General features: G+C 52.8%; 10 protein-coding genes and 2 pseudogenes. 9 read left to right on the top strand and 3 right to left on the bottom strand.

Annotated elements, in window-relative coordinates; all coding sequences use genetic code 11:
* Positions 1-4: 4 nt before the first annotated feature.
* Both DWX59_RS05815 and DWX59_RS05810 read left to right on the top strand, forming a co-directional pair.
* Complete coding sequence (locus DWX59_RS05815; protein ID WP_117556912.1) at positions 5-1,486, top strand: sensor histidine kinase; 1,482 nt, start codon at positions 5-7, stop codon at positions 1,484-1,486.
* Complete coding sequence (locus tag DWX59_RS05810; RefSeq protein WP_117556910.1) at positions 1,479-2,168, top strand: response regulator; 690 nt, start codon at positions 1,479-1,481, stop codon at positions 2,166-2,168. The genes DWX59_RS05815 and DWX59_RS05810 overlap by 8 nt, the downstream gene beginning before the upstream one ends.
* A gap of 447 nt (positions 2,169-2,615) precedes the next feature.
* Here DWX59_RS05810 and DWX59_RS30230 read toward each other — a convergent pair.
* Positions 2,616-2,777: pseudogene (locus DWX59_RS30230) on the bottom strand (peptidoglycan-binding domain-containing protein); the annotation flags it as partial.
* Between the two features lie 72 nt (positions 2,778-2,849).
* Positions 2,850-2,987 (bottom strand): annotated as a pseudogene (locus DWX59_RS30225) (YHYH domain-containing protein); the annotation flags it as partial.
* A gap of 284 nt (positions 2,988-3,271) precedes the next feature.
* Here DWX59_RS30225 and DWX59_RS05800 point away from each other — a divergent pair.
* Positions 3,272-4,213 carry a leucine-rich repeat protein gene (locus DWX59_RS05800; RefSeq protein WP_117556908.1) on the top strand — a complete coding sequence of 314 codons (942 nt, stop codon included), beginning with the start codon at positions 3,272-3,274 and terminating at the stop codon, positions 4,211-4,213.
* Between the two features lie 18 nt (positions 4,214-4,231).
* Entirely contained in the window at positions 4,232-5,626 is a 1,395-nt protein-coding gene (locus tag DWX59_RS05795) for an aminopeptidase (protein WP_117556906.1), read from the top strand.
* A gap of 115 nt (positions 5,627-5,741) precedes the next feature.
* On the opposite strand, the gene DWX59_RS29805 is transcribed toward DWX59_RS05795, so the two are convergent.
* Positions 5,742-5,795, bottom strand: a complete 54-nt coding sequence (locus tag DWX59_RS29805; RefSeq protein WP_409337924.1) for a hypothetical protein — start codon at positions 5,793-5,795, stop codon at positions 5,742-5,744.
* Positions 5,796-5,926: 131 nt separating this feature from the next.
* Here DWX59_RS29805 and tig point away from each other — a divergent pair, with 131 nt between their 5' ends.
* The 5 genes from tig to DWX59_RS05770 all read left to right on the top strand — a co-directional run bounded on the left by tig (position 5,927) and on the right by DWX59_RS05770 (position 12,233).
* Entirely contained in the window at positions 5,927-7,042 is a 1,116-nt protein-coding gene (tig, locus tag DWX59_RS05790; protein ID WP_117557294.1) for a trigger factor, read from the top strand.
* Between the two features lie 32 nt (positions 7,043-7,074).
* Complete coding sequence (locus DWX59_RS05785; protein ID WP_117556904.1) at positions 7,075-7,659, top strand: xanthine phosphoribosyltransferase; 585 nt, start codon at positions 7,075-7,077, stop codon at positions 7,657-7,659.
* The gene (locus DWX59_RS05780; protein ID WP_117556902.1) at positions 7,637-8,446 is read left to right on the top strand and encodes an HAD family hydrolase; all 810 of its coding nucleotides are present in this window, start codon (positions 7,637-7,639) and stop codon (positions 8,444-8,446) included. The genes DWX59_RS05785 and DWX59_RS05780 overlap by 23 nt, the downstream gene beginning before the upstream one ends.
* A 14-nt stretch (positions 8,447-8,460) precedes the next feature.
* The gene (locus DWX59_RS05775) at positions 8,461-10,029 is read left to right on the top strand and encodes a metallophosphoesterase (RefSeq protein WP_117556900.1); all 1,569 of its coding nucleotides are present in this window, start codon (positions 8,461-8,463) and stop codon (positions 10,027-10,029) included.
* 137 nt (positions 10,030-10,166) lie between these two features.
* Positions 10,167-12,233, top strand: coding sequence for a M3 family metallopeptidase (locus DWX59_RS05770; protein ID WP_117556898.1), 2,067 nt, complete (start codon positions 10,167-10,169; stop codon positions 12,231-12,233).
* Positions 12,234-12,329: the final 96 nt, after the last annotated feature.

Below are 12,329 nucleotides of genomic sequence, written 5' to 3'. Positions count from 1 at the left end.
ATATATGTTTAACCATTGGGATGTTGTACTGGATTTTGTAAAGGCATGTGTGAGGATGACCGTCATATGGGTATTCTCAACCATATTGGCCATTGTGCTGGACAGCTGGGGAATCAGGGCGGAGAACCTGCTTCTGGTTTACCTGGTAGGGGTTTTGATCAGCATACTTGCAACGGGAAGCCTGGCATGGGCGTTCTGTGCGGCTTTTGTATTCACATTTACCTTTAACTATCTGTTTACGGAACCCAAGCTGACCTTCCACATGGATGACCTTAACTATGTAATATCATCCGTAATATTCGTGGCAGTGGCTGCCACGGTTGCCACCCTGGTGCTGAAGCTTCAGAAACAGATGCAGATAGCCAACAAGAAGACGGAAATAACGGCCAAGCTCAATGAAATCGGAAGCGGCTTCCTGAACCTGTCCGGATACCAGCAGATTAAGGAATACAGCGAGGCCAGCCTGGCAGGTCTGATTGGGAAACATGTGACAGTCCTTCTGAAGGAGGATGAGGGTACGGAGTTCTCTAACTCCATGGCTGAGTGGTGTTACCGCCAGTCCATTCCCTGCGGACATGGGGAGTGCCAGTTCCCGGATGACAACGGTCTGTACGTCCCTATCAGGAACCGGGAAAAGACATATGGCGTCATCATTTTTGACTGTGCCGGATGGACCCTTAACCAGGAAGAGAAGATATATGTGGACACGGTTATTTCCCAGATTACCCTTGTGATTGAGCGGGAACAGCTAAGCAGGGAAAAGGAGGATAACCGGGTCCAGGTGGAGCGGGAGCGGCTTAAGAGCACGCTGCTTCGGAGCATTTCCCATGACCTGAGGACCCCGCTGACCGGAATCAGCGCAAGCGCGGGTTTCCTTCTGGACAATCTGGGGATTATGGACGATGCCACAATCAAGAGCATGTTACAGGATATCTGTACGGATTCAGAGTGGCTCAGTTCCATGGTTGAAAACCTGCTTAACATGACACGGATCCAGGAAGGCCGTCTGGATATCAACAAGAAAAAGGAAGTGCTGGACGATATCGTCTCATCAGCGGTCCGGCTGGTGTCAAAGCGGATAGGAAACCATACCTTAAGGTCCCATACGCCGGAGGATATCATCCTGTTTCCTGTGGACGGCCGACTTTTCATACAGGTGCTGGTCAACCTTCTGGATAATGCCTTCCGGCATTCCGGAAGCGGCACAACGGTTACCCTTAATGTGGTGAGGGAGGGGGACGGCCTTGTGTTCACTGTCTCAGATAACGGAGTGGGCCTTTCCCAGGACAAGATTAATAAGATTTTTGACAACTTCTTTACCACGGCCTATGAAAAGGGAGATAAACAAAGAGGCGTGGGACTTGGGCTTACCATCTGCAAAGCCATTGTAGAGGCCCAGGGCGGGACAATAACAGCTTATAACGGCAGCCAGGGCGGCGCCGTGTTTGAAATAAGGATGCCATTGGAGGACAAAAAGCATGAATGAAACCACGATCCTGGTCATTGAGGATGACAAGACCATACAGAACTTCATGAAAATATCCCTTAAGACCCGGGGATATTCATATATACTTGCAGATAATGGCCTTTCCGGCATTTCGCTTTTCTATGCCAACCATCCGGACCTGATCCTTCTGGACCTGGGGCTGCCGGATATTGACGGCATGGAAGTGTTAAAGCAGATAAGGAAGCAATCCAACACACCGGTCATCGTTGTCTCTGCCAGGGGGCAGGAACGGGAAAAAATCAATGCCCTGGACCAGGGCGCGGACGATTATGTAACCAAGCCCTTCAGCGCAGAGGAACTTCTGGCCCGCATCCGTGTGGGGCTGCGGCACAAGGACTCCTTTGTCAGCAGGCAGGAACAGGAGTTTGAGCTGGACTATTTCAGGATGGATTTTGAAAAGCGCAAGGTCTATGTCCATGACCAGGAAATCCACCTGACGCCCCTTGAGTACAAGATGATGGTGCTGCTGGTAAACAACAGCGGCAAGGTACTGACCCATCATTATATCCAACAGGAGGTGTGGGGATATGACACCACGGACGACTACCAGTCCCTGCGGGTATTCATGGCGAATATCAGGCGGAAGATAGAAGACAATACGGCAAACCCCAGGTTTATATTGACTGAGGTGGGGGTGGGGTATCGATTTGTGGATGAATAAGGTGGGTTTGATGTTGAAGGCAGGGGTGCGGGGGTACGCAGCCTCTGCTTTTGTTTGTCTCCACGGAGGAAGGGCCGGGAGGAAGGCGGGTCTGCGGTTCCTGGTTCCGGGAGGCTGGTCTGCTAACTCAAAAAGAGGCTGGAAACAGGGCACCGTCTCAACTACCGGAAAATCTTGATGATTTTCCGTCCGTGGAGACTCTGCGTTCGGGCTTGGAGGCCCTCACTCGGCCCTGTTTCCAGCCTCTTTTTGAGCAAGCAGACCTGCCTCCCTCCACAAGGAACCTCAGCCCCGCCTTCCTCCCGGCCCTTCCTCCTGCTAAGGCTACGGAGAGGCTGCTGGGTGTTCCCAGAGCGGATGGCCTTCATGCATGAATCCGGCGGAGGGGGGAGGATTGGGCTGCTTTTGTTTTTGGGTGAGGTGGTGTGGGTTAGCGGTGGCTTGGGGTTAGATTCCCAGGGCGGTCTTTACTTCTTCGCCGATGATTCCGTCGGCAGTCAGGTTGTTGTCTTCCTGGAATTTGATTAGTGCGGTCCTGGTCTTTTCTCCGGTTATGCCGTCGGGGGTCCCGCAGTCGTATCCTTTGTCGTTTAGGGCCTGCTGGACCTGTTTGGTGAGTTCGGTGTCTGCTTCGGAGGCAGGGGCGGAGGTGGTGGATTGGGTGCTGCCGGATGAAGCGGCGGCGTAGGGGCATACGCCGCCGGTATGCAGGTGGGCCGGATGTCCGCCGCAGTGGTAGTGATAGGAACCCAGGCCGCTTTTGTTCTTGTTGTCCCGGTGTCCGCCGCTAGCGTCGGTCCTCCCGGAATGGGCTTCCGCCACAATGGATGTCTGGACGCTGATGTGGCAGACGGCGCTTCCTGCCATCATGATTCCCATGCTCATTGCAATGATTTTCCTGCTGATGTGTCTCATAAACATTTCCCCCTTGATATGTGATGTTTTGCGGTTCAGGGAGTGGGAAGGCTCCCCTCCCTCCTGCTGGTTTTATTTTACCATATTCCATTAGAAGCGTCATCCTTTTTGTGACAGGTAATTTTCCTTTTTACGGCAGATTGTAAAATGTTCTTGAAAAAAACATATAAAGTGGTTAAACTGATACCATGAAGTTATTATATGAAGAAACGCTGGACGGAATATCTGTCCGGCGTTGTTATGGTTTAGACGGAATTGTACAGATTCCGGACAGGATAGACGGAAAGCCGGTGACCGGGCTGGAGGGATACCTTTTTTCAGAGACGGTCAGAGGGCGCGGGGTGCCGCCGCATGAATATGAGGGCGAGCCGGAACTTTGCGGCAGCCAGGTTAAGGAGCTGGTGCTGCCCAGGTATGCAAAACGGATAGGCGCCTATGCGTTTTATAACTGCTCCGGACTGAGGAAGCTCTCCTGCCAGAGCACGGTGGATGACTGGGGGGCGGGCGTGTTTACCGGGTGTACCGGGATTGCCAGCCTGGATATCTGTGTGAGGGAGGAAGGAAAGTCCTGTTTCAGGGAAATCCTTTCAGAGCTCCGTCAGACCCTGGATGTGGATTACAGGAGGGAGGACGGAACGCTCCTTGCCAAGCTGGTGTTCCCGGAATATTTTGAGGAGTCGGTGGAGAATACACCGGCCAGGATCATTATGAGGGAAATGCATGGCTGCGGCCATATGTACCGTTACTGTTTTGACGGCACACGGTTTGATGTGGGGGAGTATGACCGGCTGTTCCCCCATGTGACCGTGCAGGAGAAACCGGAACTTGTGACGCGCCTGGCCCTGTACCGCCTGTATTGGCCCTGGGGGCTTAAGGAGGAGGCCGCAAAGGCGTATCAGGATTATATTGCTGCCCATGCAGGGGATGCCGCTGAGGGAATCCTTAAGCGAGGGGAACGGGATATCCTGGGCTTAATGGCCCGCTCCGGGTTTATGGGCAGGGATGGACTGGGACAGATGCTGGATGCGGCTTCACGGGGAGGGAATGCTGCGGATGCAGCCCTTCTCATGGATATAAAACACGAGAGATTCGGTCATGTGCCTTTGAGGGCCAGGACATTTGAATTATAAAGGAGGATAAAACAGAATATGTCAAAAAAGACAAAAGCACAGGAATTACAGGAACAGCTTACATGGACCTTTCCGCACATTGGGAAGGATTCGCCGGGACAGATAGAAAAGGCGTCCAAATACTGCGAGGGTTACAAGGCATTTTTAAATGCAGGCAAGACGGAGCGGGAATGTGTAAAGGCTGCCGTGAAAATGCTTAAGAAGGCAGGATACAGGCCATATGACAGGAAGGCTTCTTATGAGGCTGGGGATAAGGTGTATTATGTTAATAGGGATAAGGCGCTGATAGCAACCACTTTTGGCAGGAAGCCGCTTTCAGAGGGGGTCAGGATCAACGGGGCTCATATTGACTCGCCGAGGCTGGATTTAAAGCCCAATCCCCTGTATGAAAAGGATGAGATTGCATTTTTTAAGACCCATTATTACGGCGGGATACGCAAATATCAGTGGGGAACCATCCCCCTTGCCATCCATGGCGTGGTGGTTAAGAAAAACGGGGAGACCGTGGATATCTGTATCGGTGAGGATGAGGCAGATCCTGTGTTCTGTGTGACCGACCTGCTTCCCCACCTTTCAGCCAAACAGAACGAGCGCCCCTTAAAGGACGGTCTTAAGGGGGAGGAACTGAATATTGTCATTGGCTCCCTTCCTTACCAGGAGGAGGACATAAAGGAACCGGTTAAGCTGATGGCATTGTCCCTGCTCAATGAACGCTATAAGATTACGGAAAAGGACTTCTTCCGGGCTGAGCTGGAATTGGTGCCCGCGGCAAAGGCCAGGGACGTGGGGCTGGATGCCAGCATGATAGGCGCTTACGGACAGGATGACCGGGTGTGCGCCTACACAGCCATTACGGCCGAGATGGATGCAAAGAAGCCTGCCCATACCACCGTGACCATCCTGACCGACAAGGAGGAGACTGGATCTGACGGCAATACCGGCCTGAATTCGGACTACGTGCTTCACTACATAGAAGACCTTGCAGAACAGGCAGGCGTTCCGGTGCGGGATGTGCTCAGGAATTCCCTGTGCCTGTCCTCGGACGTGAATGCGGCCTATGACCCAACATTCCCGGATGTATACGAGGGCCGCAATTCCAGCTACATCAACAAGGGCTGTGTCCTGACCAAGTACACAGGTGCAAGGGGCAAGGCCGGTTCCAATGATGCCAGCGCTGAAACCATGGCAAAGGTCATTGGCATCATGGAGGAAGAGGGCGTGTACTGGCAGGCAGGGGAGCTGGGAGCAGTGGATGCCGGCGGAGGCGGGACCATTGCCAAGCTGGTTGCACACATGAACGTGGATACCGTGGACCTGGGCGTACCCATCCTGTCCATGCACTCCCCCTTTGAGCTGTCTTCCAAGCTGGATGTGTATAACACCTACAAGGCATTTAAGGCGTTTTATAAATAAAAGGAAAGCCCTCTTAAATTTTCATGAAATTGATGGAAATACTTTTTTTTCATGGACAGGTATGGTATAACTATGTACAGCGCACGCTCCGAAAGGAATCCCCGGGAATTCCCCATCACGGATTAGGGGAGGGCAGACCAGGGCGTGTTTGAAAATTCATTCCCGCCATCTGCACGTCCCACAAAGTGGGACGCACACCTGACGGAAAGCAATTTTCAAGCACGCTCTAGGGAAATATAGGAAACAGATGTTTTCCTGCCGGGGATGTGTGAAATGAGTAAAAGAAAAGGGATATGTAAGATGAAAAAAATAGCATTGATATGTTTATGCACCATGACAGCCCTGTCACTGCTGACCGGATGTTCAGGCAGTACTGAGGGAGGGAAGGAAAACCTGGGTACTGTGGAACTGGGCGAATACAAAGGCGTTAAGGTAAACATGCCGGAAGTATTGGTCACAGACGCAGAGGTGGATTCCAGGATTAATCAGGTATTAAGCCAGAATCCCAAGGAAGATGAGGTTGACCGCCCTGCAGCAGAGGGGGATGTGGTCAACATCGATTATGTGGGGACAAAGGACGGTGTGGAATTTGAGGGCGGTTCTGCCAAGGACTTTGACCTGACGCTTGGCTCCGGCAGCTTTATTGACGGGTTTGAGGATGGCCTGATTGGGGTTAAGAAGGGCGATAAGAAGGAACTGGACCTGACATTCCCCGAGACCTATCAGGAAAAATCCCTTGCAGGCCAGCCTGTTGTATTCACAGTTACCGTGAACGCGGTAAAAGAGAAAAAAGACGCTGTCCTGGACGATGAATTTGTCCAGAGGGTTTCAGACTACAAGACAGTGGATGAGTACAAGGAAAGCATCCGTGCCGACCTGTTAAAGCAGAAGCAGCAGGCAGCGGACCGCCAGGTACAGACGTCCGTGCTTCAGCAGGTGGTTGCGGATTCCACGTTCAAGCTGAATAAGAACGCGGTTTCCAAGCGCTATAACACAAGGCTCAAACAGTATGAGCAGCAGGCCAAGATGTATGGAAGCAGCCTGGCAGGCATGGCCCAGGCCAATGGCATGGACGTGCCCGGACTTCAGGAAGCAATCTACGCCAGCGTGAAGGATGATGTAAAGAACCAGCTGGTCATTAATACGATTGCTGAGCGGGAGGGACTTGTGCTTGAGGATGCTGACCGCGAGGCATTTGCAGAGTCCAACGGGCAGACCGTAGATGCTGCGGTGGGGTATTATGGCCAGGAGACATTTGATGAGATGGCCCTGAATTATAAGGTCATGAAATTCATGGCGGATAATGCAGCCAATGTTGCACAGGCATCGGAAGCGGAGACCACGGCGGCGGAAACCGAAGCAGCAGAGACCACGGCGGCGGAGACCGAAGCAGCGGAGACCACGGCGGCGCAGTAATAGGATAAGAAAAGAATGAGGAGGGTACGTGCATGCAGATTTTAAAAGACAGGATACGTAAAGACGGCAAGATTAAAGCCGGAAACGTACTGAAAGTGGACAGCTTCCTGAACCATCAGATGGACATTAAGCTGTTTGGGGAGATTGGCAGGGAGTTTAAACGCAGGTTTGCCGATGTGCCGGTGACGAAGATTTTGACCATTGAGGCTTCCGGTATCGGAATAGCATGTATTGTTGCCCAGTACTTTGATGTGCCGGTGGTATTTGCCAAGAAGACACAGACCAAGAACATTGCAGGTGAGGTTTATACCACTAAGGTGGAATCCTTTACCCATGGCCGTGTATACGATATTATCGTGTCCAAGGAATTTTTAGGGCCTGGGGACAAGGTGCTTCTGATTGATGATTTCCTTGCCAACGGCAAGGCGCTGGAAGGACTGGCCGCCCTCGTCAGGGACTCCGGTGCAGAACTGGTGGGCGCCGGGATCGTGATTGAGAAAGGCTTCCAGGTAGGCGGCGACCTGCTGCGTTCCGAGGGCATCCGGCTGGAATCCCTTGCAATTGTAGAGAGTATGGATGAGGAGACACAGACCATTGTGTTCAGAGATGATGAGTAATAGGAACAAAGCTTTGTTTTTTGATATTGACGGAACCCTCCTGTCTGAAAAGACGGGGCTGGTTCCTGACAGCGCCAAACAGGCAATTAAGGAGGCGCGCAAAAGAGGGCATCTGGTGTTCATTAATACGGGCAGGGTGTATCCCCATACCAGGGACATACGGTCCGAGATTGAGACAGATGGCTGTCTGTGCGGCTGCGGCACCTATGTGATTGCAGAGGGCAGGGTACTTTACTGCTACCAGATCCCCCATGAGAGGGGCCTGCAGATTAAAAAGGATATCGACGAGTGCGGCCTGGACGGTGCGCTGGAAGGTGTGGAAGGATGTTATCTGCACAGGACGGTTTCCAGGTTTCCCCAGGTGGAAGAACTGAAGGCGGCATTGAGACGGTCGGGCACCGCGTCCAGGTATGACTGGGAGGATGACTGCTACGATTTTTCCAAGTTTTATCTGGCTTCAGATGAGAAGAGCAGGCCCAGGGAACTGTTTGGGCGCCTTAAGGATATTGAGGCCATTGACAGGGGGGACGGCTATTATGAGTGTGTTCCCAGAGGCCATTCAAAGGCAACTGCCATGGATCTGGTGTTAAAGCATTACGGCATTTCCAAGGATGACGCCTATGTATTTGGCGACAGCAGCAATGATCTGTCCATGTTCAAATATGCCACCAATTGTGTGCTTATGGGACAGCACAGCGATGTACTCCTGCCCTATGCCACTTTTGAGACAAAGGACGTGGAGGATGACGGTATCGCATACGCGATGGAAGAGTTAGGCATCATATAGAAAGAGCTGACCGGATGAAGAAAAAGACCTGGATAATAAGTGCCCTGATGTATGCCATGGTATTCATGGCATGCTTCGGGGTTTTGCATTTTATGAAAAAATTAATGGAACCCGCTGGCCCGGTGCAGACAGAGGCAACTACCAAAGGGCCGGGGCCGGCATCTGCGGGCGATGATCATAGAAAGCGGCCGGAGGACGGGACAGAAGACAGCCGGGCTAAGACGGCCACGGATTCCCAGGCCGAAAAGCCGGAGGAGGTCATAAGAGAAGAAGGGTATACTGGCTGGAAGAAGCAGTTCCCGGGCCTGTGGACCCCGCCCCAGGACACACAAGAGCCCTATGTCCCCCCAAAACTTGTCCTGGCCACGGACCTCCATTATCAGAGCGCCCGGGCAGGTGACGGAGGCCCTGCATTCCAGCTGTTTGTGGAGCGGAGCGACGGGAAGGTCATCCAGTACCTTCCTGAACTGCTGGAGGCCTTCCTGGATGAGGTCATAGAAGAAAAGCCTTCCGCCCTTGTGCTCAGCGGGGACATTACCATGAACGGGGAGCGGATGAACCATGAAGAGCTGGCAGGACGCCTGGCCCGGGTACAGGACGCCGGGGTACAGGTACTGGTCATTCCCGGCAACCACGATATCAACAATGGACACGCCGCAGTGTATTACGGGGCTGAAAAGGAATCCGTGGACTCCATTGACGGGGAGGATTTTTATGAAATATACCGCAGGTATGGATATGACCAGGCCCTCAGCAGGGACAGCAGCTCCTTAAGTTATGTATATGCGCTGGATGAAAAGAACTGGCTTCTCATGCTGGATTCCTGCCAGTATGAACCTGAGAATAAGGTGGAGGGCAGGATTAAGGAGAGCACCCTGGCATGGATGGATGAGCAGCTTTTAAAGGCCAGGGAACAGGGGATTTTCGTGCTGCCCATTGCCCACCATAACCTGCTGGCCCAGAGCCGTATGTATACCACCCAGTGCGCCATGGACAATAACAGTGAGGTGATTGACCTTCTCCAGAAATACCGGCTGCCCCTGTTTTTCAGCGGCCACCTTCACGTACAGAGGGTGCGCAAGCACAAGGCTGAGCCGGGAGTGGATGATGGGGCTTATGGGATACAGGAAATCATTACAGATGCACTGAGCATTCCTCCGTGTCAGTACGGCGAAGTGGTTTGGGATGAGGATGGCAGCATTTCCTATGAGACACGGTCCGTGGATGTGTCCGGATGGGCCAGGAAGACGGGAAGCGGGAATCCGGATCTGCTGGACTTTGAGGATTGGTCTTACCGCTACATACAGAAACTTATCAGCGACCAGATACGGGGAGTGGTGCAGAATCTTGGGGAGGATGTGGAGCGCTCCATGGCAGCCACCTATGCGGGCGTGTATATTGATTACTATGCCGGCAGGAAGATTGATGCAAAAGGAATCAGGAACACAAAGGGGTACCGCTGGTGGCAGCGCAATATGCCGGACAGTTACCTGCTCCGTGAGCTGGATTCCATGATTACGGATTCAGACAGGGATAATAATTACTTCCTGCTGCCGGAGGAAGAGGGCTGGCTCAGGGAATGAACCGGGGACACCCGGCATCTGGAACATTACAGGATATGGGCTGGCATGGCTGCCGGCCCGGTTAACGGACAGGCCTTGTGAGGGGCCTGTTTGTGTGTTAGAATAAATGTAAGAAATATACAAAGGAGGAACCGGCCATGAATAAAAACACATGGAAGATTGTCATAAGACCCATGGGGGCGCTGGCGGCCGCAGCCATCCTGATGGCTTCCGTACCGTCCTGGGGCCTGGCCCAGGTTCAGGCGGCGGCACAGGCGCAGGCGGAACCGGGGCGTCAGGCGGCGGTTCGGGCGCGGTCGGAACCGGGGTATCAGGCGGCAGCACAGGCGTGGCCGCCGCTACCCCGGACAGGCCGGTTCTTTGAAGGGGTGGATTTTTCCCAGAGGCCCTATGAGCATTTCTCCACAACGGTCATGGACAAGGCCATGGAGGAGTTTGAACTGGCCTTAAACACACAGGGGCAGGAAGAGGAAGTGGAACGTCTGTATGACCTGATCATCAGTGAGTTTGACCGGCTGGCTACAATGGCTTATATGGCCCAGATCATGTATGACAGGGATATATCTGACCAGGAAGCAGCTGGGGAGCAGGCTTATACAACGCAGCTGTATTCGGAGATGGGGAATAAGGCGGCCGCCTGCCTGCAAAAGGGCCTTCAGTCTTCTTACCGCTCCCTTCTTGAGGAAAAAATCGGAGAAGCCTATGTTCCCAAGATTGCCTACTATGAGGATTATTCCCAGGAGGAGCTGGATCTTCACAGAAAGGAAGAGGATTTGATCCGGGAATATGACCAGCTGGCATCCGGCAGTATATCCGTGGAGTATGACGGGGAACAGTGGGATTATGGGCGTCTGGAAAAAGAGCCGGATATGGACACCGCGGATTACCGTGAGGTGAGCGAGGCGCTGGGCAGGGAAAGAAACCGTATCCTGGGGGACAAATACCTGGAACTGGTTAAGGTCCGCGGGGAGATAGCCAGGTCCGCGGGTTATGATAATTATGCTGAATATGCCCATGAGACAATATACGGGCGGGATTATACCCTTAAGGATACGCGGCAGCTTTGCCAGAATGTGAAGGATAACATCGTGGTCCTCAGCGATAATATCTGGTACCTGTGGTCAGAGGCGGTGGACAATGCTTCCTACGACAGCCTGGACCTGCTGGAGGACAGCACAGCAGAGGAGATTCTTGATACGGTAGGGGACGGCATGGACCAGATGGTGCCAAAACTGGGGGAAGTATTCCGCTATATGAGGGATAACCATCTGTATGATATCCAGGCAGGGGAGGACAGCGTGGAGCGTACCGATGGGAGCTACACAGTGGGACTGCCCAGTTACAGGGATGCGTTTATCTTCATAAACCGTGACAATACCTTCCGGGATTACCAGTCCCTGATTCATGAGTTCGGACATTTCTGCAGTTATTATTATAATACAGTCCCTGAGATGTATCAGGGCTTTCATGTGGATGTGTGCGAGCTGCAGTCCCAGGGACTGGAGATGCTGTCAACACGTTATGCCGGCAGTCTGTTTGGGGAGGGGGACTCTGCCTATACCTATGAGACGATGAGCGATATGCTGTACGTGGCCATCACTGCATGCATGATTCAGGAGTTCGAGGAAGCCGTATACACAACCCCTGACATGACCCTGGATGATATGAACCGCAGGTTCAAGGAGATTCAGGATTCCTACGATGGCTGGTATTACCGGGTCTATGGGAATATGTGTTATGACTGGGTAGATATCCCCCACCTGTTCTACAGTCCCATGTATTATATTGGCTATGGGACGTCAGCCCTGTCAGCCCTGGATCTCTGGGTACTTTCCGGGGAGGACTGGGATGGGGCGGTGGATATCTACCTTGGGATACTGAACGAGGGCCTGGAAGCGCCTTACAGAGGGACCATGGACCGATGGGGCATGAAAGATGTGTTTGATGAGGCGGATATAAAGGAACTGTCCCTGGAACTTGGAAGGATAGCAGGGACCGGCAGCATGGAGGCCGAGGAGGCCGAAAACAGCGCACAGCCTGATGTGGAAGCGCCCGGGGTTAGCGCAAACGAAACATCCGCGGCCCAGGACAACAGGTCGGTTCAGTTCATCATTCTGGCAGGAATCGGCACCGTAATCGTGCTTCAGGTCCTGATTATCAGTGTTGGTCTTGTGATTTTGTGGGAGGTAAGGAAGAAGCGGTAGGGAAGGCTCATGACCATAAAAGGACAGCAGGCTCCGGAAATCTGAAAATTCAGATATCCGGGCTGCTGTCCTTTTCATATGCAGGCATTTGCTTAC

It is taken from the genome of Enterocloster aldenensis, assembly GCF_003434055.1.
GTDB lineage: Bacteria > Bacillota > Clostridia > Lachnospirales > Lachnospiraceae > Enterocloster > Enterocloster aldenensis.
The sequence above is the reverse complement of the archived record's forward strand: the minus strand, read 5'-3'. Positions and strand labels throughout refer to the sequence as shown.